Genomic DNA, 24,075 nt, shown 5'->3' with positions numbered 1-24,075 from the left:
TGGTTCGTCTATATGGACCGTCCACTATGCCCGTGTCACGGCTTGACAGCGGCGATGGCTGTAACAGATATTGTTACAGTGGCGGCGAACAGCAGAGTGACGATCGCGGTGCACGCGCTGACCTGGATGGCGTTAGCCGCGCGGCGTGGGCAACCGGTCATGACCTCCGACGAGGTCGCCGCGAGCGTGAACACCAACGCCGTCATCATTCGGCGCAGCCTCGGCGACCTGCGCGGCAAAGGCCTCGTCGAGGTCCGCCACGGCGCCGGGGCCGGCTGGAGCCTCGCCCGCGAACCCGCCGAGATCACGCTGCTCGACGTCTACGACGCGGTCGAGCCAGGACCGCTATTCGCGCTGCACCACAGCGAACCCAACCTGCGCTGCCCCGTCGGCAAAGGAATCCGCCCCGCGCTGACCACGATTTACGGCGGCGTCGAAGACGTGCTGCGCCGTGAACTTGCCCAAACCACTATCGCCGATGTGCTCCGGGAGACTGTCGATGAACGTCCTTGAACTACGCCAGTACACGCTGCACCCGGGCCGCCGCGACGATCTCATCGAGCTGTTCGACCGCGAGTTCGTCGAGACGCAGGAGGCCTGGAACATGGCCATCCTGGGCCAGTTCCGCGATCTCGATAAGCCCGACAGATTCGTTTGGCTCCGGGGGTATTCAGACATGCGCGCCCGCCACGACGGCTTGACCGGTTTCTACAGTGGGCCAGACTGGAAAGCCCACAGCGCCAAGGCCAACGAGACGATGATCGACAGCGACGACGTGCTCCTGCTGCGCCCCGTGGGCGATGGTTTCCCGCCGCCCGGCCCCCGCGGCGACCTCGGCGAAGCACAGCCGGTCGTTGTCACCATCTGCCGCCAGGACGCCCCATTCACGGACACTTTCGCCGCGCAGTTCACCGGCGCCATGGCTTGTTACACCACTTTGGACGAACCCAACACGTTCCCTGGCTTGCCTGTGCGCACGGATGCGTTCGCGTTTGTGGCCTTTGGCCGGGAGCCGTTTGCTGTCACTGGTTTCCAGCCAGAGTATTTGCGGCTGGCGCCCACAGCACGGTCCTGGTTGCGCTGAAACGGGGCTGCGGCGCCATGGCCGCACAGTCCACAATCGAGCGCATGCGTGCACGGCGGAGAAACCTGATCATCGGTGGGGTCGCGGGGCTTGCCGCCCTTAGCGCCGCAGGCGTGTGGGGCGTGGCCAAGACGCTGTCGTGGCTAAGCGCCGACGCCCCGCCCGATGACGAATACGTCTCCCGCGACGTCAGCCGGATCAAACCCGAGAAGATGGCCAACGTCGCCAAGACCGCCGAACTCGTCTTGCCACCAGGATCCACATGGATTGATGGCTATTACTATTACTGGCAGGAATTCCACATCTGCGCCCGGTTGCGCCTGCCCGCCTCCGAATTCGAAGCGCTCGTGCGCGACAGCAAACTCGGCACTCCCGTGCCCGGTCTGCGGCCCCGCGAGATCATGAACGCGGGCCATCCCGCGAGCAAACATGACAACGGCTGGCACCCAGACAAGCCCGTCAACGTCAGTGGTGTCGCCTTGCAAACCTTGACCAGCGTCCACCGTGAGCTGATGTTCGACCTCGACAGCACCGAGACCGTAACGGTCTACCTCATCGTCTGGGACAACGACGGTGCGGCCGGCCCATCGGCCACCCCGCCTACGACACCGGCCTTTTAGCTAATGGCCGACCAGGGTCCGGGCGAAGGCGTTGAGACGATCCCCCGCCGCCGGGCCAAGCGCGGAAATCTCGGCCAGCTGCTCACGGGTCAGGCGAACCGCATCGGCGGCCGTGTTTTCTTCAAGGTACGCAATGGTTTTCGTCCCCGGGATGGTCACGATATCGTCGCCCTGAGCCAGCACCCACGCGATCGCCAGCTGCGCCGCGGTGCAGCCGGCCTGCGTAGCGATCTCGCGCACGCGCTCGACGAGAGCGAGATTATGGTCCAAGTTGGAGCCATCGAACCGCGGATGGTTACGCCGCGAATCAGTATCCGGCAAGGTCTCCACCGTGGTGACCTTCCCGGTGATCAGGCCACGGCCGACCGGCGCGTAGGCGACCGTCGAAATCCCCAGCTCACGGCACACCGGCAGCACCGTTGACTCGATCTCCCGGCTGAACATCGAGTATTCGATCTGCGACGCCGCGATCGGGTGCACCGCATGAGCCCGCCGAATCGTGTCAGCGTTCACTTCCGACAGGCCGAGGTGGCGGACTTTGCCGTCGGCCACCAGCTGTGCCATCGCCGCGACTGTCTCTTCGACCGGCACCGAAGGGTTGCGCCGGTGCAGATAGAACAGGTCGATGACGTCGGTGCCCAGCCGTGCCAGAGACTGCTCACAGGACTCGCGGGCCCACTGCGGGCTCGAATCAACCCGGTGCACCCCACCGTCACGGCGGATCGCGAACTTGGTCGCCAGGAACACCTGATCACGCCGTCCGCGCAGGAACCTGCCCAGCAGCTCCTCGTTATGGCCGTCGCCGTAGGACGCTGACGTGTCCAGGTGAGTGACGCCAAGCTCCAGCGCACGCTCTAAGGTGGCCAGTGAGGCGGGCTCATCGCGTACCCCATAATGCATGCTCATTCCCATGCAGCCCAGGCCAATGGCGGGAATCTCAGGGCCGCCGCGGCCCAGCCTTCTTGCCTGCAACACCTTCGAACCCCCGGTAGCGGTCGATTTTGCGGTCGATGACGGCCAGATCTCGTTGCAGGTCATCGATTTGCTGAAGCACAGCGGTGCGGTGGCGTTCCATCATCGCCAGCCGTTCGGCGCGCGTGGCATCACCTTCGCGCACCAGCGTGATGTAGCGGACCATGTCCCGCACCGGCATGCCCGTGGCGCGCATCTTGGTCAGCAGGTCCAGCCGCTCGATATCGCTTAGCCGATACCGCCGCCGCCCCGCACTGTCGCGCGGAATGGGTTCCAGAAGTCCCACTTGTTCATACCAGCGCAGCGTGTACGCCGTGAGCCCCACCTTGGCGGCAGCTTCCCCAACGCTCAGGCCGTCTTCCATACCGCAAGCCTTCCAGCTCGAGTGCGCTCTAGGTCAAGCCGGCGCTGATGTGTATTCTGGGGCGCAGCGCGCACCAGGGCGCCTCCCGTCCGCGGCAAGCACCGAGTGCACCTGGATTCCTTCACCACTTTGCGTAGCCATGCGCGTTGACCCTGTCGCGCCCGGTCGCAGCGGACCCGGGTGACGATGGAGACAACATGACAGCCAAAACACTGCCCGCCAACGCCGACGCCGGTCAGCTGCGTGCCCAGGCCAAAGAGTTGCGCCGGGCTTACGTCGGCGGCAACCCGGCCGCCAGCGCCCGCATCAACTCCGTGCACCCGGACGCGGCCGGTGAGATCTCGTTGCGCGACGCGCAGCTAGTGATCGCCCGTGAGCACGGCTTCGCGTCCTGGCGCGATCTCGTCGCCGCCGTGGTCACGCAGCAAAGCGGCGGCAAGGACCTCAACCGCTGGTTCGCCGTGGAGCTCAACAACGAAACCTGGGACCTGCTCGACGGCGGCCTGTCCGCCGCGAGCCCGGCCGCTGACCGGGAACAGGCGCTTTACGCGGCGTACGCGTCGACGTATCACTGGATGCAAGTCGGCACGGTCGCCAATCACGGCCGCGGTGAGCACCTGATCGCCAGCGTCGCGGCCGCGACCGGCCTGCTCGACGTGGCGGCCCGGCACGCGGCCCGCTATGCCGAGCTGATCGAGGCACACCCGGCAGCGTTCGCCGACTGGGACCGTGCCTTCGCCGCCGAAGCCCTGGCACGCGTCGCGTCCCTGTCCGGCTCGCCAGACTCCGGCCGGCTTCGCACCGAGGCCGAACGGGCCGTGCAAGCCGTCGCCGACCCAGACGACCAGCGCATCTGCGCCGACCGCCTGGCCGCCGCACCCTGGTAAACCGTGAGCGTGTGGGGGTCCACATTGGACTCCCACACACATGGGCAAAAGTCCCGGTGGCGCGGCAAGGTAGCGGAGCGTTAGGTTCATCTTCATGCTTGACGTGAGCTTCTGGGAAAAGATCAAGGCCGACGATATGCGGCCGCCAGCCGGGTATCAGATCGATGCGCTGATCGAAGAGCTGGAGCACATGCTGCGCTCGCCAGACGAGAAACTGCGCGACAAGCTCGCTTTCGAGATCTTCAGCGACTGGGTGCTCAACGGTTACTGCGACCACGATCTGATCGAGATCGGTGACCGGCTGTGCGCGTCGATGTTTCGCGGTCTGGGCGACCGCGGCAATGACACCGTGTTCGGGCGGTCGTTTTCGGCGCTGATGCTCGGTCTCGCGATCGAACGCGACAACACGGCCGGTGTGGCTGGCGGCGAGACCATTCAGCGGTGGCTCGGCGCGCTGATGATGTGGTGGGAGCTGGAAGCCGACCTGCGCGGCATCGTCAACCGCGAACACGGTGTGGCACATGCCGTCGCGCACGGAGCCGACGCCATCATGGCTGTGGCCCGCAGCCGGCACGTCACGCGGGATCAGGCCAAGGTGCTGCTGGGCAGCATCGTGGTGCGGCTGCGCACGAGCGACGGTGTCGCTCTCGTGCTCGGTGAGGATGACCGGCTGGCCTACGCGACGATGGCACTGCTGCACCGCGGTGACCTCTCAGCCCAGGACCTGGCTGAGGCTGTCTCGCCGCTGGCCCATATCGGCCGCTCTGAGCAGCGGTTCGACCTTGACCCGGGCGCTTACACGCGGCTGAACACGCTGAGCTGGCTGCGTGCGCTTTACCTGCAGCTGCGCCTTGGGGTGCAGCCGATGCCGTGGCACGCGGACAGCAGTCACTTCGTGCGGCCTATCCCCCAGCGCGACCAGATGGTGGCCGTCCTGGAGGCCACGTTGCGTTACTACTCGGAGTGGTTCGCCGACCCGGCGGCGTAGGCTAAGGATCATGGCTAACACTCAGCTTTGGTCCAAAGTAGACGGTTATATCACCGACAACCTGCTGGGACACGATCCCGTGCTGGAAGAGGCGCTCAAAGCCAGTGACGCGGCAGGCCTGCCGCAGATCGCCGTGTCCGCGCCACTGGGGGCGATGCTGCACCTGCTGGCCCTGGGCTCGTCGCGGATTCTGGAAGTGGGCACCCTCGGTGGGTACAGCACGATCTGCCTGGCGCGGGCGCTCGGTGACGGCGGCAAACTGATCACGCTGGAGTACGACCCGAAGCACGCCGAGGTCGCGGAAGCGAACATCGCGCGGGCCGGGCTGGCCGACAAGGTCGACATCCGCGTGGGTGCCGCCTTGGACACGCTGGCCACGATGGAAGGCGAAGAGCCGTTCGACCTGTTCTTCATCGACGCCGACAAGGTCAACAACCCGAACTACTACGCGTGGGCGCTTAAGCACTCCAAGCCCGGCACGAAGATCATCGTCGACAACGTCATCCGCGGTGGGGCGATCGTGGACCCGTCGGACACCTCAGAGGCGGTCGTGGGCACGCGGGCGCTGTTCGAGGCGGTCGGCCCGCAGGTCAAGGCGACCGCGATCCAGACGGTCGGTTCCAAGAGCTACGACGGCTTCCTGCTCGCGATCGTCCAGTAACGCCACGCGCGCATCCCCCGCCCTCGCAAGGCGGGGGATCTGAGGCTGGATCTCGCTCATAAGCATGGGCGACGTCCTGTTGTGGGCCAAGGACTTGCGGTGGGCGGCCATGGTGCTGGCCCTGTGCGGTTTGGTGCTTGTGGCGCGCGGCACGTACTGGATGCTGGCTTTCACGGTTCTGTGGCTGACTGGTGACGTCGTAATGGATCGCGCGAATGTGGACGGCTGGCTCGCGATGGCGATCTCGTGCGTGGTGGCCGGCTCGCTGCTTGCCTTAGTGGCGAAGGCAGGTGTGCGGGACCGCGGCACGCCTGTTGGCCGCGGTGTCGCTCTCACGTGTAGTGCGGTCGCGGCCAGCCTCGCGTCGGTGTTGTTCTTTGTAGAGCCCTCTGCGCAACATGACCTGCCGAACGGGATGCTGGCCTTCGCCGTGTTTCTGAGCGTCTCATTGCTGAGCACGGCTGTGGCGGTGGCGCTGGCGACACGGTCGGCGGCCAGCCCGCATGCGGTGCTCGCTGGTGTTGGGCTGGCCGTGCTGGTCGGCCTGCCTATGATCGCGTGTCTGGTGTGGCTGATGTTGAACGAGGTAGAACCTGGCGTTTTCGGCGGCGCCGTTCTGCTGGTGCCGATGCTGGGTGTGCCTTTGATTGTGGTGGGCTGTCGGCTGCTGGTGCGTGGCGTGCCGGCGGCGGTGGGGTGGCTGGGCTATGCCGGGCTGACGGTGATCGCGTCGGGGGCTTTTGTTGTTGTCTTACTCGCCGGCTTGGCTGTCACATACACGGTGCAGCCGATGGTCTTCGCGGTCCTTGGGGACAAGAGGTCTTTGGGGGTCGATGGATACCTGACGCCTTTGGCGGCGCTGGGTGCTGGGCCGCGATCGTCAATGTTCAAAGGTTCGGCCGGCGCCAGACGGTGTAGCCGCGGCGGGTGTGTGTCAGTGGCTGGTGGCAGGATCACTGGGTATGGCGGGTGTTAACAGTTTTCAGCTCAAGACCGTGGTTTTTGACGCACCAGATCATCGGGGTTTGGCCCAGTTCTATGTCGCGCTGACCGACGGCGAGCAAAAGTATGCCGACGACGAGTGGGTGACGGCGTTTACCGGCGATGGCTGGCGGCTGGGCTTTCAGGCCGCCCCGGATCATGTGGCGCCGCAGTGGCCTGGGCAAGAGCATCCGCAGCAGATGCACCTGGACTTTCAGGTGGCCGATCTGGCCGCGGCCACGGCTGAGGCGGAAAAGCTCGGCGCGCGCAAGCTCGGCGGCGGGGACACGTGGAATGTGATGGCCGACCTGGCTGGGCACCCGTTTTGCTTGTCCGCCAACGAGCAGGCCGAGCCGATCACGACGTTCGCGGTCAACATCGAGTGTGCTGACGCGGGACTGTTGTCGGCGTTTTACGCGGCGATGCTCGGATACAAGGTCAAGCACGAGGGCGAGAGTGCCTGGATCGGCACGCAGGAGCCGGCACCGATGGGCGACATCGTGTTTCAGCCCGTGGACGGCTACAACCCTCCGCGGTGGCCGGATCCGGCGCATCCTCAGCAGCTGCATTTGGACATCACGGTCGATGACATCGACACGGCCGAGCTGCGGGTGCTGGAGTTGGGTGCGGCCCGGCTGCCAGGAGAAGGCGAGAACTGGCGTGTGTACGCCGACCCCGCGGGTCACCCGTTCTGCCTGCTCTGGGGCGTCTGACCACTGGGCAAGCCGATGCCCCCGCTGCGCATGAGCGGGGGCATCGGCTGCTTCTTAGAACGTGTACGCCTCGGCGAGCGTCTTGTATTCGAACTGCTCACCTTCGCCGAACCATAGCGCCACTTCGTATTTGGCTTCGTCGACGTTGCCGGAGGCGTGGACCAGGTTGGCCACACCCTTGTCCAGGCTCATCGCGTAGGCCTTGGACTGGTGGGCGAAGTCGCCGCGGATGGTTCCGGGCGGGGCTTCGTTCGGGTAGGTCCCGCCGACGAGACGCCGGACGTTGGCGACCGCTTCCACACCTTCGATCACCATCGCGATGACCGGGCCGCGCTGCATGGCCCGGGCGTTTGCGTCATAGATTTCCTTGCCGAAGCGCTCTTCGAGGTCGAAATAGTGCTTGCGGGTCATGTCGTCGTCAAGCTGGGCCATTTTGACGCCGGTGATCTTGAGGCCGGCGTCTTCGAACCGCTGAATTAGCCTGCCCACCAGGCCCCGGGCCACGGCATCGGGCTTGAGTACTACCAGGGTCCGTTCCAGTGTGGTCACAACACTGCCTTTCGCATCTTAGTCAACGCCGCCTAGCCTACCGGCAAGGCCAAGCAGGCCGGCCTTTGCGTCATTGCAGCGCGTGAGCCATGGCTACCACGATGGGGCCGAGCAGCGGTAAGACCACATTGGACAGTGCGTAGATGACCGTGTAGCTCATCAGTGGTGTGGTGTTACCCGCATTCGACTGCACCGCGGTGATCGCTGGTGTGCTGCACTGCTGGCCGCAGACCGCGCCTAGTGCCAGTGGTGCCTCCAGTTTCATCAGCTTCCACGCCACGAACAGTGAAATGGATGCTGGGATCAGCGTCATCAGGATGCCGGTGATCGGCAGTGCGATGCCGAAGTCCTTGATCAGTGCGACGGCGGTCGGGCCGGAGCTCAGCCCGACGGCGCAGATGAAGGTGGCCAGGCCGAGGTCTTTGACCACCGAAGCCGCTGCCGGGTGGTACTGGCCGAAGGTTGGGTGCTTGGCGCGCAGCCAGCCGAACAGCAGACCGGTCAGCAGGCAGCCGCCGCCGGTGCCCAATGACAGCGGGATGCTACCCAGGTTCACCGTGAGCTTGCCGATGAGCATGCCGAGGAAGACGCCCAGGCCGATGAAGATGAAGTCAGCCTTGACCGCCGGGTCGATTTTGAAGCCGACCTTGGGCAGGAAGCTGTTGAGGTCCTTCTTCGTACCGGTGAATTTGAGCGTGTCTCCGGTGTTGAGCTGGGTTCCGTCCTGCAGCGGCAGCGGGTGTTCCATCCGCGATACCCCGCTGAGGAACACGCCGTGGCGTTCGCCGGGCGGGATTTGCTGGCGCAGGTCGCCGATGGTTTTGCCGCTGGCGCCCTTGGCGGTCAGCACGGCTTCCATCGAGTCGATTTCCAGGTCCATGCCTTCGGCCGGGTAGATTTCCGGCCCGATCGCCGCGTCGCCGGTGATGAGCGCGTCACGGCGGCCGACCAGCAGCACGACGTCACCGGTGGCCAGTTTCAGCGCGGGGGTCACGTCGAGGTTGGTGCCGGCCCGGTTGACCCGCTCGACCGTGCTGCCTTTGCCCAGCGCCGCTTCCAGTTGCGAGATGCTCTGTCCATCCGCGACGGTGACGCGGTGAGCGCGGCCGACCAGCTCGGGCAGGGCCGGGGCGGCGCCTTCGTCGGTGGAGCCGCCGCCGAGTTTGCGCCACAGCTTCTCGGCCTCGTCACGCAGATTTATCTTCATCAGGGCCGGGAAGATCTGGCTGGTCATCAGCACGATCGTGATCAGGCCCATGATGTAGGAGATCGAGTACGCGGTGCCGACGTTGTCTTGCCACGTCTTGATCTGGTCGGCCGGTGCGTCGAGTTTGCCGATCGCGTCGGTCGCGGTGCCGACGACGGCCGATTCTGTTGCCCCACCGGCCATCAGGCCCGCCGCGGTGCCCAAGTCAAGGTTGAGCGCCACGGTGGCGATGCCGGCGATGGTCAGCACTGACACCGCTTCGATGGCGGTGAACGTGCCGTAGCGCAGGCTCTTGCGGTTGAGGCTGGCGAAGAACGACGGCCCGGACAGGTAGCCCAGCGTGAAGATGAACATGGCGAACGCGATGTTCTTGACCTGGTCGTTGAGGGAGATTTTCGCCCACATGCCGACGAAGATCGCCACGATCAGGGTGCCGGCGATGCCGCCGAGCGAGATCTTCCAGAACTTCACCTTGCCTAGCGCGTAACCCAGCGCCAGGCAGATGAACAGCGCCATTTCTGGCGTCTTATGCAGGATTTCTTTCACTTCGCGGCAGCCTTCTTAGCGGGCGCCTTCTTGGCCGGGGCGGCGGTGGATTTCTTGCCGCTGGCCTGTTTCGGTGAGGCGGCTGTCTTGGCGCGTTTGGCCGGTGCTTTGCCGCCGGAGGCTTCGAATTCGGCTAGGTAGCCTTCCATGACTTCGCGCAGCCATTTGCCGATCTGTTCGTAGTCGGCCATTTTGAGGTTGGCCAGGCTGACCCGCACACTCCACTCGGGACCGTCGAACCCGCCGCCGTTCATCAGCACGATGGAGCTTTTCTCGGCCAGCCGGAATAGCGGGTCGACCGGCTCGAAGTTCGCCCGCATCCACGCCGCGAACTCGGGGCTTTGGGTGGTTTCGATGTAGCGCATCAGGTCGAGTTCGATGTAGTAGTGCGCGGCGTACTTCGTCGGCGGAACCTTGACGCCCATGCCCTTGGTCAGCGCGTGCAGGCGGCGGTCGATGATGGCCTGGCAGTTGCTCTTGTACTTGTTCGTCTCGTCGCACACGGCGAACATGGAGAACAGCATCATCTGCAGCTGTTGTGGCAGTGAGGCTCCGGCGGTGTGGTTGAGCGCCACCGAGCGTGAGTCGGCCACGATCCGGTCAATGAACTTGATCTTCTCAGGTTCCAGGGTCAGGGTGCCGTAGCGTGCGTTGAGCGCCTTCTTGTCGGCGGCGGGAAGTTTCTTGAGCGCCGCGTCGAAGATGTTGTCCTGGTTGATGAGAATGACTCCCAGGCGCCAGCCGGTGCAGCCGAAGTACTTGCTGTAGGAGTACACGCCGATGGTGTTGCGCGGAATCGTCGACATCAGCGATTCGAACCCGTTGATGAACGTGCCGTACACGTCGTCGGTGATGATGGTCAGGCCCGGGTTCGTCGTCTCGGTGATCTTCTTGATGTAGGCCATAGTGTCTGGTGGCAGCATCATCGACGGCGGGTTGGACGGGTTGACCAGGAACAGCGCTTTGATGCCGGGGTCGGCGAGCTTGTCGAGTTCCTTTTCGGTGTACTGCCAGACGTGCAGGCCGTCCTTGTTGAGCATGTCGGCTTCGACGTGCACAACTTTGAAGTTGTATTTGGCCAGCTCAGGGATCTCCAGATAGGGCGTGAAGATCGGCGTCATGATGGCGATGGTGTCGCCCGGGTGCAGGATCTTGTTGACGATCGCCGAGTCGAAGATGTAGCACATGGCGGCGGTGCCGCCTTCGGTGGCGAACAGGTCGAAGTCCGTCTTGGGTTTCTTGCCGGCGAACATTTCGTTGGTCAGGTACGCCTTGGCCCACTGTTCGGCGTGGTGCAGCATCCGTGGCGGTTCCGGGTAGTGGTCGCCGATGATGGCGTCGGCCATCTCCCACACGAACGCGTCGGCGTCGAATCCAAGTTTGCCGACCCCGTGTTCGAGGCCTTTCTTGAGCAGGCTGGCGCCGGGTTCTTTACGGTTGGTGTCGAGGAACTTTTCGAACCGGGCGGCGATGCCTTTCTTCTGGGGCATGCCGCCGATGCCTTCCCATTCGTCGAAGTCGAGCCGTGACTCGGCCAGGGCGAACTTGCCGAGCAGGAAGAAAGCTTCGCGTGGTTCGGTGGCGATCCAGTTGGGGTTGCCGCGCCCGGCGTTGAGGTAGGCCATGTCGGTCGCCCGGGTGTTGTCGTTGGCCAGTGAGATCAGGGTGTCTTTGAGTTCGAACGGGCTGAGCGATTCGAGGCGTTTCTGTTCCGCGCGCGAGGTTTTCATTGTTGATCTCTCCAATCAGGATAGTAAGGCGACGATGACCGAGCCCCAGATAGTGAGCAGGACGTTGCCGATGGCGTATGGAACGGTGTAGGCGAGCACGGGCACGCGCGTCTTTGCCACATCGCAGATCGCGCCGATGGATGCGGTGGTCGTGAAGGTGCCGGCGGTGGCGCCGGTGTTGGTCAGTGACGGCCACTTGAACACCCACTTGCCCAGGGCGAGCGTGACGAACATCGGCACCAGGGTCACGATCAGCCCGGCGCCGACGAGGCCCAGGCCTTCGCTGCGTACGCCGCTGATGAAATTCGGGCCGGACTGGATGCCGACGATGCCCACGAACAGGCACAGCCCGCCGGTGTCCATGAGCCATTCGGCCGCGGGCGGGAAGTGCCCGAACGACGGCGAGCGTGACCGCAGCCAACCGAAGATCAGCCCCATGATCAGGGCGCCGCCCGAGGTGGTCAGGCCAATGTCGGCTCCCGCCAGGGCGATGGTGGGGATGCCGATCAGTCCACCTAGGACGATGCCCAGGCCGATGTAGGAAAAGTCGGTGTCGTCGCGTGAGCGGTTCGGTTTGCCGATGCGCGGGACCGCTTTTTCCACCAGCTCTTTGGGGCCTTCGATGGTCAGTTCGTCGCCGCGGTGCACTTCGGTTGCCGGGCCGAACGGTATCTCCACGCCGGTGCGCACGATCTTCTTGACGAACAGGTTGCGCGCGGCGCCCGAGATGGCAAGCTGCTCAAGGGTTTTGCCGTGCAATTCTTTGGCTGTCACGACGACGGCCAGCTGTTCGATGTCGTAGCCGAGCAGGCCGGTGTCGTTGACCTCCTCCCCCACCGCCTCCATGCGCCCGTCGATGAAATCGGCCTGGCTGGCCGTCACGGTGACGACATCACCGGCGCGCAGCACCGTGTCCGGGGTGGTGTAGGCCATCTGATCGCCGCGGCGGTAGCGCTGCAGGAAGATGCGCCGGCCACGCGAGGCGGCAAGGGCTTCTTCAGCTTCGACGGTGCTGCCGTCGAGTTCGCTTCCGGCCGCGACCCTGAAGGTGCGCCGGACAATTTGCTGGTACGCCGAAATCGTGTCCGCTGCTTTGAAGGTGCCGAGTTTCTTTTCCATCGCGGCACCTTCGGCGACAACGTCCTTGGTGCCCAGCAGTCTCGGCGCGATCGAGGACAGGAAGTAGGCCGCGGCGGCGGTGCCGACCAGATAGCACACGGCGTAGCCGACCGGGATCTGGTCGATGAACGTCTGCTTGTCGGCGTCTGGGATGGACGTTGAGGACTGGATCGCCGAGGTGGCCACGCCGATGACGGCTGACTGGGTCAGCCCTCCGGCGAGCAGCCCGGCACCCCATCCGGCGCCGTATCCCATGATTTTGGCCATCGCGTAGGCCACGAGCAGGCCGACGACGCAGCCGATGACGGCCAGGATGACCTGCGGCACGCCGCCTTTGCGTAAACCCGCGAAGAACTGCGGCCCGACCCGGTACCCCAGGGCGAACAGAAAGCCAATGAAGGCAACGGTTTTGACGAGATCCGGGATGTTGATCGTCATCTGGCCGATGAGCACGCCGGCCAGCAGCGTGCCTGTCACCGCCCCGAGCGCGACACCTTTGATGGTGAGCTTCCCAATGAGGAAGCCCAGCGCCATCGCAGCGAAAATCGCCAGCTCAGGGTGGTTCCGGAAGGCATTGACGAACCACACATGGCCCAGACTATTTAGCAGCAAGGGTCCTATTTGCCGCTTTGGCGAATTTAGCTGATGCGGCCCAGGACAGGCTGCTGGCGGGTATGCTTCTGGGCCGCTTAGACCGGCCACGATCCCGGGTCGAGCGCTTGCTGCGGCAGACCCTGGGTCTGTCCTTTTAGCTGTGCCCAGTGCCGGTGCGTCATGGCGGCGCCGGTGATGATGAGCTCGCCGACATTGCTGTGCTGCAGGACGATCTGCTTGTTGCCCATGTGGGACAGGTACTTGACCTGCTCGACGATGTCCGCGTCGCGGCGGAACCGCTCCTTGGCCCAGGTGAGTGCCTCGGCGGCGGCAGCGGGCACGCGGGCGGTCGGGCCCTCGCCGCTGGGAATCCACCAGTGGTTCTCAAAGCGCAACTCGCCTTGCATCGGCAAAGGCCCTGAGGTGCCAAGGTATTTTGACAGCGGATCTTCTGCGCCGGTGGGTTTGTTCTTCAACGCGCTGCTGGTGAATTGCGCGATTCTTAGCTGCTGGCCGCTAACGCTGACCCGGGCGGCCACTTGGAACGCGTAGTGCACGTCGCCGGAAACAATGGCCACGGTGGACAGCCGTGCCTCAGCCAGCAGCCGCATCAGGTCGGCGAAACTGTAGGGGTTGGGCCGCCACGATTCGAGGTCGGCCGCGGCGGCACCCTTGATGACCGCATAGACTTCGATGCCTGTCTCGATGGCGTCGACGCCGAAGACCGGTCCCGGGGCTACCACCACCATCATCTCCGCTCCGGCGTGCGGCTGGAGAAGGCCAGCGATCCGTGCCCGCTCCTGCGGCCCGAGTAACCGTGGCGCCCTGGTGTCGCGGCGGAAGAAATGCGGCTTGCCCTCGTCGACCCGCCAGTCGGTCTCCGGTTTGGTGCCTTCACGCCCGGTGCGTGAGTCGAGCACGAGGACCGGCGGGTTGGTCGGGGTCACATACGACCATTCCTTGTACTCCAGCACCGCCTTCTCAGCCGCCGCCTCCCCCTGGCCAGTGCGGCAGTACTCACTGATGGGGTTGAGGAATGTGGCGATGTCGAAAGCCTGCGGTGTGTTGCCCCAGGCCTGAAACGCCCAGTAGGCGCACAGCGCGTTGAGGATGATCCGCTTGCCGGTCGCGTTTCCCAGGAACGCCTTTGTCCACTCGGGATTGAGGTACCAGTCGTCGGTGACTTCGTGATCGTCGAAAATCATGTAGGTGGCGATGTTCGCCAGCACCCGGCGCGCGGCTTTGCTGCCTTTGCGAGCCTCGTCGAGTTTGGCCTTCTGCTCGACGAGTTTTTTCTCGAACCCGCTTGGCTTGTCCTTGGGGTCGACGGCGAGCACCGGGTCCCACAGGTTCGGCCACAGCTCCGCGTTCCAGGCCAGCAGGTACATCGCGGCGAATTCGCCAAAGGTCAGCAGGTGGTTGTGGGCAGCGGTCGATGTGATCGCGCCAAACTTGGCTTGTTCCTTGAGATACCGGGCGCGCCCGCGCACGTTAATCTTGCCTGGCTCTGGTACGCCTGGCAGGCTCTCGGCCCGGCCTATGAGCTTGGTGGCCCACTCGTTCAGGGGTTTGGCGAGCACATCGGCGACGTCATCGGCATAGATCTGATCGCCGGTAAGCAACAGGGTCGCCGCCCGCTTCGCCGGGTCTTTGGCGTTGCGTTTCAGGAGTTCTTCCGCGGCTAGCATGGCGTCTTCGCCGTCTCCGTGAAACTTGCGGCAGGAGGCGTAGACGATTCGGGCGGTGGCCTTCGGCCCGGGCAGCACGAATGTCGGCAACGGAAATGGGTCGATGATCAGGTCGCTGAGGCTGGTGAGCTGGCCCAGTTTGCGTTTGCCGCCGTCCTCGACGATGTCGTAGGCCAGCAGCTGGTCGACCGGGAAGGTGTCCTTTTCGGAGCGTGGCACGACGTCGAAAAGGTGGATCCAGAGGTTCTTGCCCAGCTGCAGCGGCGTGGTCTGGGCTGGGCCACGTGTGGAGATCGCCTGCGTGACCGACGGAGAATAGCCCGACGGGTTGTTCACGCTGTAGATCTCGGCGTCGAGCTTGAGATCCTGCGAGGTCGCCAGCCACAGATGGATGCGCTCAGGGGTGGCCCGCCGGATGATGGGCCCGGCCAGAATGACCGGCTCAGATGGTAAGCCGGTCATAGATGAAACCTTCCGTCGGAACGGTCACGTCGAACTCGTCGATGATGGGGTAGACGTCCTGCGGTGTGAGCGGCTGGGCTGGAGCGCCCACCGGTGAGTCCACCGCGACGTAGTTCGGCCCGGTTGGCGTGACGGCCCGCTGCTCGCGCCGGGTGGCTTCGATGTCTTGCAGGACATTGGCCAGCGGGCCGGTCTTCGGGTCGTATCCGCGCTCGCCCTCGATGTGCTTGGCCAGCCAGGCGATGGCTTCGCGTTCACGGCCAGGGCGAATCGGCAGGCAAGCGCGAACCCATGGGCTGTTTAGGAATTCGTTACGGCGGGTGTCGCCGTCGGCCTGGATGCACCATCCGATGGAGCTGCCCATCGGTGCAGGTTCGCTGTCGGCGGTGATCGCGTATTCCTGACGGCCAAGCCCGGTGGCCACCGGTGCGTAGCGCGGTTTCCACCAGCTGGGGTGGGTGTAGGTGAACATCATCTCGATGTCGAAGTAGCGGTGGAAATACTCGATCTCCAGCGGGGCCGGGTACGAAGCGTCGTCGCCGCGTGCGAACAGCTGCGAGACCATCCGGTTCATCACCTCGTAGCGTTCTTCGCGGCGCAGGTCCGAGGCGGGCCGTGGGCGGATCTTGCTCATCTCGGTGAGCAGCGCCTTCTCCCGTTCGAATTTCGCTTGCGCCGACTGTTCGGTGAGCTGCTGCCGCAGCGTTTCGACGTCGGCGTCCCAGCGGTCGAAGGCCTCTTGTGTCGGCTCCCAGGTGTAGGTGTAGCCAAGGTTGACGGCGTTGGAGTCTCCTTTGTGGACCGCGATGTGCACGGTGTAGGTGCCCGCGGTCTCGTTCCAGCTCTCGCCCCATTGGATGGCGTTGAGCGGTGCCGGTGCCGCGTCGTCCTTGCCGCCGCTGCCTTCTAGGTCGGTGATCGAGTCGACGGCTACTCCGGTGACCCTGCGCCCGGGACCTGGCGTGATGACGAGGTCGATAGTCGGGATCCGCACACCGGCGAGAAGGCCTGGTGCCGGGGCGTCGTAGACCGTGGCCGACGTGTTGCCGGTGTCTGTGCCACCTTGCGGGCGGGGCGGCGAGCCGGGCGGCACGTCGGGGATGGTGATGTCTTTGGCCTCCCGGAAATGCACGAACTTGCTGCGGGCCAGCCCTGCGCCGGGATCGCACACGTACACCTGCCACACCAGCTGTGGCCCGAGATCCTGCACTTTCACGCGGACCTTACGCAACACCCGGCGCAGGCCATAACTGACCGGCTCCGGCGAGTCGTTGCGGATGACCCGGCGGGTCAGGTTGGTCGCCGTCACATCGGTGACGTCGCGGATCTTGAGGCTGAACGACTTGGTGATCCGTTCGGATGCCTTGGTGGTGACCTCTTTGAGCCTGCGGGTGCTTTCTTCCCGCCCGTTCTGCGCACTGGCCTTGATGTTCGTGGTGGCCGAGGCACCAGCCTGCCAGATGCCCGCGGCACCACCGGATGCCGTCACCGACATCGCTACGGAGTTATCCCGCTGCACCAGCGAGGAGACCTTGTCGGAGACTTCCTCGAGGTTCTTTTCCTCAACCGCGTTCTCGCTGACTTGCTCTGTCCCCAGCTCTACTTGCTCCTCGTGGATTTGCCGGCGAACCGACTCGTAGAGCACCTCAAGCGTCTCCAGTGGAGCGACGGTGAACGCTTGCTCGATGGGGCCGTAGCCCTCTTCAAGGTTGAAATAAAGCTGCCGGTAGAAGTGGGCCACGCCGATCGGTGACAGTGCCTCCTCGATGGACCCGGGCGGCAGATAGTCGTAGATCCGGTCTCCGATCGCCTTGGCCAGCCGGGCGGACAGCCCGGCGCCGCGCGGGGATTTGACCCACGCGTCCACGGTCGTGGTCATGTCCAGCAGGAGCCGGGTTTGCGTGGCGTGAAAGTCGAAGTCGGGTGGGACGCTGCCCAGGCCACGGTTAATGATCGTGGGCACGAACCGCGCGAGGTTGTCGGCCGACCGCAGTTCCCGCAACGCGGTGCGCCAGCCGGCGAGTTCACCGGACCTGACGCGCCGCAGGTCACCTAGCTCGCTGGGGCTCGCGCCGGCCGGCGTCACCGGCGCGTCCGGCTCCAGCATCCGGCGGGCGGCGTTGACTCTCATGGCTGTCGGCAGATCCGTCCGGACCCGGTGGGCGATGGCACCTTTCGGCGCGCGCCAGGCCACGACGGCGGCGAAAGTGCCCAGGGCCCAGTCCGAAACCCATCGCAGGATCAACGGCTCATACACGGCCACCGTCAGGGTGGAGTAGGCGTCTTTGAAGGGCGGCAGCTGTGTCGTCACATCACCGTCCAACGAGGACCTAGGCCACGGCGATCCGGCCTTCTGAATGCCTTTTGCGCAGGCCGCGGCGCTACCAGGCGGCGGCGATGCGTTCGGCGTAGGACTGGGCTTCGTCATCGCCGGCGTATTTGGTGCGTGGCCAGAAGAACCCTTTGAGCCCGTCGCCTTTCGTGCGCGGGACCACGTGGGTGTGCAGGTGCGGCACGCTTTGGCTGACCCGGTTGTTCATCGCCACGAAGGTGCCCTGAGCTTGCAGCGAAGACTCCACCGCCGCGGCACAGGTCTTGACCCGGTCGAAATACGGTCCCGTCTCGGCCAGGTCGGTCAGCACCGGCACGTGCTCCAGCGGGATGACGAGCACGTGGCCTTTGAACACCGGCCGGATGTCCAGGAACGCCAGCACGAGGTCGTCGCGGTAGACGGTGAACGCGGGTGTGCTCCCGGCGGCGATCGAGCAGAACAGACAGTCGGCCATCTGCCCATCATGCCCGCAGAACCACCGGGCGCTGGCAGCCGCCACTGGTAACGTCGGCTAGATGGCTGACGACAATTCGCGTCCCTCCTGGCTTCTGCCCGCACGTGCCGATGGTGATCCCGGCAAACTCGCGCTGCTGATCCCGGGCGGCGGCTACTCACCGGATCGGCCTCTGCTGCATTTCGCCCGCGCGGTATTCAGGAAACACGGCTGGAGCACGCTTGACGTGTGGTGGCCGCACGTGCCGCCGCAGGCCCCGCCGGGCAAGCGTGGCGCTCAGCGCACGTGGGTTGACGAACAGGTCAGCGGGCTGCTCGACGGTGAGACGGCGGCACAGATCGTGCTGGTGGGCAAGTCACTGGGTACCCTCGCGGCTAAAACAGCGGCCGACCGCGGCCTGGCGGCGATCTGGCTGACCCCACTGATCAATGAGGACACCATTCTGGCCGACCTCGACCGGATGAGTGAGCCTTTTCTGCTCGTGGGCGGAACGGCCGACCCCAGCTGGAACGCCAGCACCGCACGCAGCTACGGCCAGCCGGTGTGCGAGATCCCCGGCGCCGACCACGGCCTGGAAACCGATGACGACCCGGCCAACTCGGCGCTGATCCTGCGCGATGTCACCGTGGCCATGGACCGTTTCGTGAGCACGCTATGACCTATGAGGACTGGATCCGCGGTCACGTTAAACCTGTAGGTGAACTTGAGGTCGTCAAAGAGCGGCCGTGGTCGTTCGTCGTCAAGGTGTCCACGGCTGACGGTGTGTTCTGGTTCAAGGAGAACCGCGGCGCTACGCGCTATGAGGCGTCGCTGATGCGGGCCTTGGCGCAGTGGGCGCCGGGGCGGGTGCTTGAGCCGGTCGCGATCGACGCCGAACGAGGCTGGTCACTGCTGCCCGACGGCGGGCAAACCCTGCGCGACAACGGTGGCGGCGACTGGGATCAGATGCTGGCCGCCCACGCCCAGCTGCAGCGTGATCTGTCCGTCCACAGTGGGCAAATGCTTTCCTTGCGGGTACCAGATCAGCGTCCCGAAACGATGCGGGCGTGGGCCAAGGCCCGCAACGCCTTACCGCCCCCGCCGTTTGAAAGCAGTGTCCCGCTGACCCTTCAGCACGACGATCTGCATGACGCCAACGTGTTCGCCGACGGGCGCGTCTTCGACTGGGGTGACGCGAGCGTGTCGCACCCGTTCGGTGTGCTGCTGGTGTCGCTGAACGTTTTCGCCATGCAGCACGACCTCAAACCCGGCGATGCGGCTATCACCCGCGCCCGTGACGCCTATCTGGAACCGTGGACGGATCTGGCCCCGGCCAGGCATCTGCGCCACGAGGCCAGCCAAGCTGTCGAGCTGGCGAAGGTGGGCCGGGCGATGTCGTGGGAGCGGGCGTTAACGCAAGCCACCCCGGCCGAGGTCGCCCGGTGGGACGACCCGGTCGCGGGGTGGCTTGCGGAGCTGGGAAAACCTACGCTCGTTTGACCGCGTCGCGGTAGTCGCGGTTCAGCCGCGCGATCGAGGCCAGCGGAATGCCTTTCGGGCACACCTGCGTGCACTCGCCGGTGTTGGTGCAGCCACCGAAGCCGGCCTCATCGTGGGCGTGCAGCATGTCGATGACACGCGCGTCCCGCTCGGGCTGGCCTTGCGGCAGCAACCCGAGGTGGGTGATTTTCGCGGCGGTGAAAAGCATCCCGGACCCGTTGGGACAGGCGGCGACACAGGCACCGCAGCCGATGCACGTCGCGGCCTCGAACGCGTCGTCGGCGTCAGCTTTGGGCACCGGTGTGGCGTGCGCGTCGGGCGCCGAACCGGTTGGCGCGGAAATGAACCCGCCGGCCTGGATGATGCGGTCGAACGCGGAACGGTCCACGACCAGGTCTTTGATGACCGGGAACGCCCGCGCCCGCCACGGCTCGATGTCGATGGTGTCGCCGTCGTTGAACGAGCGCATGTGCAGCTGGCACGTGGTGGTCGCTTTTTGCGGACCGTGCGCGGTGCCGTTGATTACCAGTGAGCACATGCCACAGATGCCTTCACGGCAGTCGTGGTCGAACGCGATCGGCTCCTCACCTTCGAGGGTGAGGCGCTCGTTGAGGACGTCGAGCATCTCCAGGAACGACATGTCCGGTGAGACGTCGTCGACCTCGTAGGCCACCATTTCGCCGCGCACGCCGCCGGAGGCCTGCCGCCACACCCGCAGATGTAGTTTCACTTGTAGCTCCTCTGCGACGGCTTCACGTAGTCGAACGTCAGGTTTTCCTTGTGCAGCACGGGCTTTCCGCCCGTGTACTCCCACGCCGCGGCGTAGCTGAACGTCTCGTCGTCACGCAGGGCTTCACCGTCATCGGTCTGCGACTCGGCCCTGAAATGACCACCACACGATTCCGTACGGTGCAATGCGTCGACACACATCAGCTCGGCGAGCTCGAAGAAGTCGGCGACCCGCCCCGCGCGTTCCAGGGACTGGTTGAGGTCACTGCCCGATCCGGGAACGTTGACGCGGGCCCAAAACTCGTCCCGAAGGTCGCGGATGAGCTGGATGGCCTTGCGCAGCCCGGCGTCGGTGCGTTCCATGCCGCAGTAGTCCCACATGATGCGCCCAAGTTCGCGGTGGAACGAGTCGACGGTCCGGTCGCCGTTGATGGACAGGAACTTGGCGATGCGTTCCTCCACCGCCCACTTCGCCTCCCTAACGGAAGGGTGTTCGCCGGACAGTTTCTCAAACGGCCCGTCGGCCAGGTAGTCGCCGATCGTGTTGGGCAGCACGAAGTAACCGTCGGCCAAACCTTGCATCAGCGCCGAAGCGCCGAGCCGGTTGGCGCCGTGGTCGGAGAAGTTGGCTTCCCCGATGACGAACAGTCCCGGGATGGTGGCCTGCAGGTCGTAGTCGACCCATAGCCCGCCCATGGTGTAGTGGACCGCCGGGTAGATACGCATCGGTGTCGTGAACGGATCCTCCCCGGTGATCCGCTCGTACATCTCAAACAGGTTGCCGTATTTCTCTTTCACGGCAGCGTGCCCGAGCCGTTTGATGGCGGCTTCGAAGTCGAGGTACACGCCCAGCCCGCCAGGCCCGACGCCGCGGCCTTCGTCGCACACGTTCTTGGCCGCCCGTGAAGCGATGTCGCGGGGCACCAGATTGCCAAACGCCGGATAGATGCGCTCGAGGTAGTAGTCGCGCTCGTCTTCAGGGATCTCGCTCGGCTTGCGCGCGTCACCTTTCGCCAGCGGCACCCACACGCGGCCGTCGTTGCGCAGCGACTCCGACATCAGCGTCAGCTTCGACTGATGGTCCCCAGACACCGGAATGCACGTCGGGTGAATCTGTGTGAAGCACGGGTTGGCGAACAGCGCACCCTTGCGGTGCGCCCGCCACGACGCGGTAACGTTGCAGCCCTTGGCATTCGTCGACAGGAAGAACACATTGCCGTAGCCGCCACTGGCGAGCACCACGGCGTCGGCGAACTCGGTGGAAACCTCACCGGTCACCAGGTCACGCACGACGATCCCGCGTGCCCGTCCATCCACGACGATCAGCTCAAGCATCTCGTGCCGCTCATGCATCTCCACCGTGCCAGCGGCGATCTGCCGCTCCAGGGCCTGATAGGCGCCAAGGAGCAACTGCTGGCCCGTTTGCCCACGGGCATAGAATGTGCGGCTCACTTGTGCGCCACCGAAACTGCGGGTGTCCAGCAACCCGCCGTATTCGCGCGCGAACGGAACCCCTTGCGCCACACACTGGTCGATGATCTGCACCGAGATCTGCGCCAGCCGGTGCACATTGGACTCGCGGCTGCGGAAGTCACCGCCCTTGACCGTGTCATAGAACAGCCGGTACACACTGTCGCCGTCGTTGCGGTAGTTCTTGGCCGCGTTGATCCCGCCTTGCGCCGCGATCGAATGCGCCCGCCGCGGGGAGTCCTGATAGCAGTAGGACTTAACCTGATAGCCCAGCTCCCCCAGCGTCGCCGCCGCACTGCCGCCCGCCAGCCCCGTGCCCACCACAATGACGGTCAGCTTGCGTTTGTTGGCCGGGTTCACCAGTTTCGCGCCGAAACGCCGCCGCTCCCAGCGCGTCTCGATCGGGCCATCGGGCGCCTTACGGTCCGCGACCGGCTCACCTTCGGTATAGAACGTGTCAGGCATTGAAACCCTCATCTCCGATGTCCGCGGCGGTCACGACCGTTCCTCCCGCGAGGCCGTCAAGGTCCGCGCTTCCCAGGCTCAGAGCAACGGACATAGAGGCTACAAAGTGGATATCCATCGTGGACGCGATCATTTGATGATTCCGAACATTACGGACAGCGGCACCATCAGGAAGCCCGCGCAGAGCAACACACTGACCGCCAGGGCGACGGTGCGCGGGAACTTCCAGCCCAGCGTCTGAAACGCTGACCAGACACCGTGGCGCAAGTGGAAGCCGAGCATCACGACCGCGAGCGTGTAGAACAGCGTCACGTACCAGCGCCCGGGCGCGAAGTCAGCGGTGACCGCGCCGAACGCCTGATTCGTGTCAGCGACCGGGTTCAGGTGCCGTGTCGTCAGGTCCAGCAGGTGGTAGACGACGAACAGCGCGATGATGACCCCACCCCAGCGCATCGTGCGGGCCGCGTAGCTGCCCTGCACCTTCGGCCGGTGCGCGTAGGCGACCGGACGGGCCTTGCGTGCCGCGATCGCCAATGACGTCGCCGCCCAGATGTGCGCACCGATCGCCACAAGCAGCACGACGCGCTGAATCCACAGGAACCCGCTGTACGGCAGGATCGGCTCACCGATCTTGCGCAGCCAGTGCGCGTACGAGTCGAACGAAGACGCCCCGAAATAGATCTTCAAGTTGCCGATCATGTGGAGAAACAGGAAGCCAATGAGCAGCGCTCCACTCACCGCCATGATGATCTTTTTTCCTACAGAAGACCTGGTCAACTCCACTCTCACAGCGAACACCCAGTGTGAGCTTGCGTCCAATGCATGGCGACCGGGGATGCGATAGCCATAGGCTATCGACGTGCAGCTGCAGCAGCTCAAATACTTCGTAGCGGTAGCCGAGAGCAGGCATTTCACCCAGGCCGCCGAGATCACCGGTGTGAGCCAGCCCTCGCTGAGTAAGCAGATTCACGCCCTCGAAAAAGACTTAGGCGCCTCTCTATTTACCCGGGTCAGAGGCAACATCTCCCTCACCCCCGCCGGAGAAGCTCTGCTCCCCCGCGCCCGGCGCATCCTCGCCGACGCCGAAACCGCCCGCCTCGAAATCGACGAACTCATCGGGGTACGCCGCGGCCGGCTGCGCCTAGGCGCCACCCCCAGCCTGTGCACCAGCCTCGTCGCCCCCGTGCTGCGCCGCTACCAAGAGGGCTACCCCGGCGTCCGCCTGCAGATCGAAGAAGGCGGCTCACAAGACCTCGTCGGCAAACTCACCCGAGGCAGCCTCGACCTCGCCCTCATCGTCCTGCCGCCCGACGGCACCGACCCCTCCCTGACCGCCGAGCCCATCCTGCGCGAATCCCTCGTCGTCGCCTCCGCCGCGACCCTCCCCGAACTACACCCGGGCCCCACATCCACCCCACGGCTTGCAGAGGGCACGCCGCTTCCTGCCACACAGCATCCCGAACCCGCGCCGCATGACCCTGGCCGCGCCCAGCGCCGTCGCGCACAGCAGTCGCTGACCGAAGCCGCCGCACACGCCATGCGCCGCAACGCACCCGTGCCCCTAACCGCCCTGCGCGAACAGCCGCTCGTCATGTTCCGCCACGGATACGACCTGCGCGACGTCACCCTCGACGCCTGCCGGAGAGCCGGATTCGAGCCCACCTTCGCCATCGAAGGAGGCGAAATGGACGCCGTCCTCGGATTCGTCGAAGCCGGGCTAGGCGTCGCCTTAGTACCCTCAATGGTCCTTAATGGACGGCCCGGCCTGCGTTCCACCGCCCTGCAATCCCCTGGGGTGCAACGCACCATCGCCCTGGCACACCGCCGCGATGTCACCCCGACCCACGCCGCCCGCGCCCTGCGCGGTGTCCTGCACACCTACCTCACCGAAGCCGCCGCCTGGCGCCGCCTCCCCGCAGGCGTCGAGCCGATCTAACGCGCCATCAGCCCGTCGATCACGGCAAGGATCTCGTCACGGTGA

23 protein-coding genes are annotated in these 24,075 nt (G+C 65.0%); 11 read left to right on the top strand and 12 right to left on the bottom strand.

Annotated features, from left to right (window positions below; all coding sequences use genetic code 11):
- The first annotated feature begins 78 nt into the window (after window positions 1-78).
- From A3E1_RS0128660 to A3E1_RS0128650, 3 genes are read left to right on the top strand one after another with little or no spacing between them, the layout of a single operon-like run.
- Window positions 79-513: an Rrf2 family transcriptional regulator gene (locus tag A3E1_RS0128660; protein WP_026208936.1), complete on the top strand. Its 435-nt coding sequence runs from the start codon at window positions 79-81 to the stop codon at window positions 511-513.
- Window positions 500-1,084, top strand: coding sequence for an NIPSNAP family protein (locus A3E1_RS0128655; RefSeq protein WP_020524241.1), 585 nt, complete (start codon window positions 500-502; stop codon window positions 1,082-1,084). Before A3E1_RS0128660 ends, A3E1_RS0128655 begins: the two co-directional genes overlap by 14 nt.
- Before the next feature lie 44 nt (window positions 1,085-1,128).
- The gene (locus A3E1_RS0128650) at window positions 1,129-1,704 is read left to right on the top strand and encodes a hypothetical protein (RefSeq protein ID WP_157631793.1); all 576 of its coding nucleotides are present in this window, start codon (window positions 1,129-1,131) and stop codon (window positions 1,702-1,704) included.
- Here A3E1_RS0128650 and A3E1_RS0128645 read toward each other — a convergent pair whose 3' ends face one another.
- Both A3E1_RS0128645 and A3E1_RS0128640 read right to left on the bottom strand, forming a co-directional pair.
- The gene (locus A3E1_RS0128645; protein ID WP_407637395.1) at window positions 1,705-2,679 is read right to left on the bottom strand and encodes an aldo/keto reductase; all 975 of its coding nucleotides are present in this window, start codon (window positions 2,677-2,679) and stop codon (window positions 1,705-1,707) included.
- A complete protein-coding gene (locus A3E1_RS0128640; protein ID WP_020524238.1) occupies window positions 2,642-3,040 on the bottom strand; it encodes a MerR family transcriptional regulator in 399 nt (132 codons plus the stop codon). Before A3E1_RS0128640 ends, A3E1_RS0128645 begins: the two co-directional genes overlap by 38 nt.
- A gap of 197 nt (window positions 3,041-3,237) precedes the next feature.
- On the opposite strand from A3E1_RS0128640, the gene A3E1_RS0128635 reads away from it, so the two are divergent.
- From A3E1_RS0128635 to A3E1_RS0128615, 5 genes are all read left to right on the top strand, one after another.
- Window positions 3,238-3,927 (top strand): hypothetical protein, encoded by a 690-nt coding sequence (locus tag A3E1_RS0128635; RefSeq protein ID WP_020524237.1) that lies wholly within the window; start codon window positions 3,238-3,240, stop codon window positions 3,925-3,927.
- A 94-nt stretch (window positions 3,928-4,021) separates the two neighbouring features.
- Window positions 4,022-4,915: a DUF2785 domain-containing protein gene (locus tag A3E1_RS42575; RefSeq protein WP_020524236.1), complete on the top strand. Its 894-nt coding sequence runs from the start codon at window positions 4,022-4,024 to the stop codon at window positions 4,913-4,915.
- A 10-nt stretch (window positions 4,916-4,925) separates the two neighbouring features.
- On the top strand, window positions 4,926-5,576 hold the full coding sequence (locus A3E1_RS0128625) for an O-methyltransferase (protein WP_020524235.1): 651 nt from the start codon (window positions 4,926-4,928) through the stop codon (window positions 5,574-5,576).
- A gap of 64 nt (window positions 5,577-5,640) precedes the next feature.
- A complete protein-coding gene (locus tag A3E1_RS0128620) occupies window positions 5,641-6,552 on the top strand; it encodes a hypothetical protein (RefSeq protein ID WP_020524234.1) in 912 nt (303 codons plus the stop codon).
- Window positions 6,539-7,270, top strand: a complete 732-nt coding sequence (locus A3E1_RS0128615) for a VOC family protein (protein ID WP_020524233.1) — start codon at window positions 6,539-6,541, stop codon at window positions 7,268-7,270. The genes A3E1_RS0128620 and A3E1_RS0128615 overlap by 14 nt, the downstream gene beginning before the upstream one ends.
- Window positions 7,271-7,324: 54 nt before the next feature.
- Here the strand turns inward: A3E1_RS0128615 and A3E1_RS0128610 are convergent, their stop codons facing one another.
- From A3E1_RS0128610 to A3E1_RS0128580, 7 genes are all read right to left on the bottom strand, one after another.
- On the bottom strand, window positions 7,325-7,819 hold the full coding sequence (locus A3E1_RS0128610) for a nucleoside-diphosphate kinase (protein ID WP_020524232.1): 495 nt from the start codon (window positions 7,817-7,819) through the stop codon (window positions 7,325-7,327).
- A gap of 70 nt (window positions 7,820-7,889) precedes the next feature.
- On the bottom strand, window positions 7,890-9,572 hold the full coding sequence (gene aspT, locus A3E1_RS0128605; protein WP_020524231.1) for an aspartate-alanine antiporter: 1,683 nt from the start codon (window positions 9,570-9,572) through the stop codon (window positions 7,890-7,892).
- Window positions 9,569-11,302, bottom strand: a complete 1,734-nt coding sequence (locus A3E1_RS42570) for a bifunctional aspartate transaminase/aspartate 4-decarboxylase (RefSeq protein ID WP_020524230.1) — start codon at window positions 11,300-11,302, stop codon at window positions 9,569-9,571. Before A3E1_RS42570 ends, aspT (A3E1_RS0128605) begins: the two co-directional genes overlap by 4 nt.
- 15 nt (window positions 11,303-11,317) lie before the next feature.
- Window positions 11,318-13,009: an aspartate-alanine antiporter gene (aspT, locus tag A3E1_RS0128595; protein WP_020524229.1), complete on the bottom strand. Its 1,692-nt coding sequence runs from the start codon at window positions 13,007-13,009 to the stop codon at window positions 11,318-11,320.
- 101 nt (window positions 13,010-13,110) lie between these two features.
- Window positions 13,111-15,165: an alkaline phosphatase D family protein gene (locus A3E1_RS0128590; protein ID WP_020524228.1), complete on the bottom strand. Its 2,055-nt coding sequence runs from the start codon at window positions 15,163-15,165 to the stop codon at window positions 13,111-13,113.
- Entirely contained in the window at window positions 15,146-17,476 is a 2,331-nt protein-coding gene (locus tag A3E1_RS0128585; RefSeq protein ID WP_020524227.1) for a hypothetical protein, read from the bottom strand. The genes A3E1_RS0128590 and A3E1_RS0128585 overlap by 20 nt, the downstream gene beginning before the upstream one ends.
- A 70-nt stretch (window positions 17,477-17,546) precedes the next feature.
- Window positions 17,547-17,951: an HIT family protein gene (locus A3E1_RS0128580; RefSeq protein WP_020524226.1), complete on the bottom strand. Its 405-nt coding sequence runs from the start codon at window positions 17,949-17,951 to the stop codon at window positions 17,547-17,549.
- Between the two features lie 61 nt (window positions 17,952-18,012).
- Here A3E1_RS0128580 and A3E1_RS0128575 point away from each other — a divergent pair, with 61 nt between their 5' ends.
- Together A3E1_RS0128575 and A3E1_RS42565 are read left to right on the top strand one after the other, a co-directional pair.
- Window positions 18,013-18,609, top strand: coding sequence for an alpha/beta fold hydrolase (locus A3E1_RS0128575; RefSeq protein WP_020524225.1), 597 nt, complete (start codon window positions 18,013-18,015; stop codon window positions 18,607-18,609).
- The gene (locus A3E1_RS42565) at window positions 18,606-19,430 is read left to right on the top strand and encodes an aminoglycoside phosphotransferase family protein (protein ID WP_020524224.1); all 825 of its coding nucleotides are present in this window, start codon (window positions 18,606-18,608) and stop codon (window positions 19,428-19,430) included. The genes A3E1_RS0128575 and A3E1_RS42565 overlap by 4 nt, the downstream gene beginning before the upstream one ends.
- Here the strand turns inward: A3E1_RS42565 and A3E1_RS0128565 are convergent.
- The 3 genes from A3E1_RS0128565 to A3E1_RS0128550 form a co-directional block, all read right to left on the bottom strand.
- Window positions 19,417-20,160, bottom strand: coding sequence for a succinate dehydrogenase/fumarate reductase iron-sulfur subunit (locus tag A3E1_RS0128565; RefSeq protein ID WP_020524223.1), 744 nt, complete (start codon window positions 20,158-20,160; stop codon window positions 19,417-19,419). The two genes, A3E1_RS42565 and A3E1_RS0128565, sit on opposite strands and share 14 nt — an antisense overlap.
- On the bottom strand, window positions 20,157-22,094 hold the full coding sequence (locus A3E1_RS0128560) for a fumarate reductase/succinate dehydrogenase flavoprotein subunit (protein WP_020524222.1): 1,938 nt from the start codon (window positions 22,092-22,094) through the stop codon (window positions 20,157-20,159). Before A3E1_RS0128560 ends, A3E1_RS0128565 begins: the two co-directional genes overlap by 4 nt.
- Window positions 22,095-22,223: 129 nt before the next feature.
- Window positions 22,224-22,871, bottom strand: a complete 648-nt coding sequence (locus tag A3E1_RS0128550; protein WP_026208931.1) for a succinate dehydrogenase cytochrome b subunit — start codon at window positions 22,869-22,871, stop codon at window positions 22,224-22,226.
- A 76-nt stretch (window positions 22,872-22,947) separates the two neighbouring features.
- Between A3E1_RS0128550 and A3E1_RS48600 the strand changes: the two genes are divergently transcribed.
- Window positions 22,948-24,030 carry a LysR family transcriptional regulator gene (locus tag A3E1_RS48600; RefSeq protein ID WP_245571448.1) on the top strand — a complete coding sequence of 361 codons (1,083 nt, stop codon included), beginning with the start codon at window positions 22,948-22,950 and terminating at the stop codon, window positions 24,028-24,030.
- Window positions 24,031-24,075 lie beyond the last annotated feature (45 nt).

Origin of the sequence: Catelliglobosispora koreensis DSM 44566 (assembly GCF_000379685.1) — a bacterium.
GTDB classification, from domain to species: Bacteria; Actinomycetota; Actinomycetes; order Mycobacteriales; family Micromonosporaceae; genus Catelliglobosispora; species Catelliglobosispora koreensis.
This window is presented reverse-complemented; position numbering and strand designations above follow the sequence as displayed.

Coding starts and splice junctions, on each gene's coding strand:
- A3E1_RS0128560 (WP_020524222.1), bottom strand. CDS start 22,094: ATGCCTGACACGTTCTATACCGAAGGTGAGCCGGTCGCGGACCGTAAG.
- A3E1_RS0128640 (WP_020524238.1), bottom strand. CDS start 3,040: ATGGAAGACGGCCTGAGCGTTGGGGAAGCTGCCGCCAAGGTGGGGCTC.
- A3E1_RS0128635 (WP_020524237.1), top strand. CDS start 3,238: ATGACAGCCAAAACACTGCCCGCCAACGCCGACGCCGGTCAGCTGCGT.
- A3E1_RS0128650 (WP_157631793.1), top strand. CDS start 1,129: ATGCGTGCACGGCGGAGAAACCTGATCATCGGTGGGGTCGCGGGGCTT.
- A3E1_RS0128580 (WP_020524226.1), bottom strand. CDS start 17,951: ATGGCCGACTGTCTGTTCTGCTCGATCGCCGCCGGGAGCACACCCGCG.
- A3E1_RS0128590 (WP_020524228.1), bottom strand. CDS start 15,165: ATGACCGGCTTACCATCTGAGCCGGTCATTCTGGCCGGGCCCATCATC.
- A3E1_RS42570 (WP_020524230.1), bottom strand. CDS start 11,302: ATGAAAACCTCGCGCGCGGAACAGAAACGCCTCGAATCGCTCAGCCCG.
- A3E1_RS42565 (WP_020524224.1), top strand. CDS start 18,606: ATGACCTATGAGGACTGGATCCGCGGTCACGTTAAACCTGTAGGTGAA.
- A3E1_RS0128655 (WP_020524241.1), top strand. CDS start 500: ATGAACGTCCTTGAACTACGCCAGTACACGCTGCACCCGGGCCGCCGC.
- A3E1_RS0128620 (WP_020524234.1), top strand. CDS start 5,641: ATGGGCGACGTCCTGTTGTGGGCCAAGGACTTGCGGTGGGCGGCCATG.
- A3E1_RS0128575 (WP_020524225.1), top strand. CDS start 18,013: ATGGCTGACGACAATTCGCGTCCCTCCTGGCTTCTGCCCGCACGTGCC.
- A3E1_RS0128625 (WP_020524235.1), top strand. CDS start 4,926: ATGGCTAACACTCAGCTTTGGTCCAAAGTAGACGGTTATATCACCGAC.
- A3E1_RS42575 (WP_020524236.1), top strand. CDS start 4,022: ATGCTTGACGTGAGCTTCTGGGAAAAGATCAAGGCCGACGATATGCGG.
- A3E1_RS0128615 (WP_020524233.1), top strand. CDS start 6,539: ATGGCGGGTGTTAACAGTTTTCAGCTCAAGACCGTGGTTTTTGACGCA.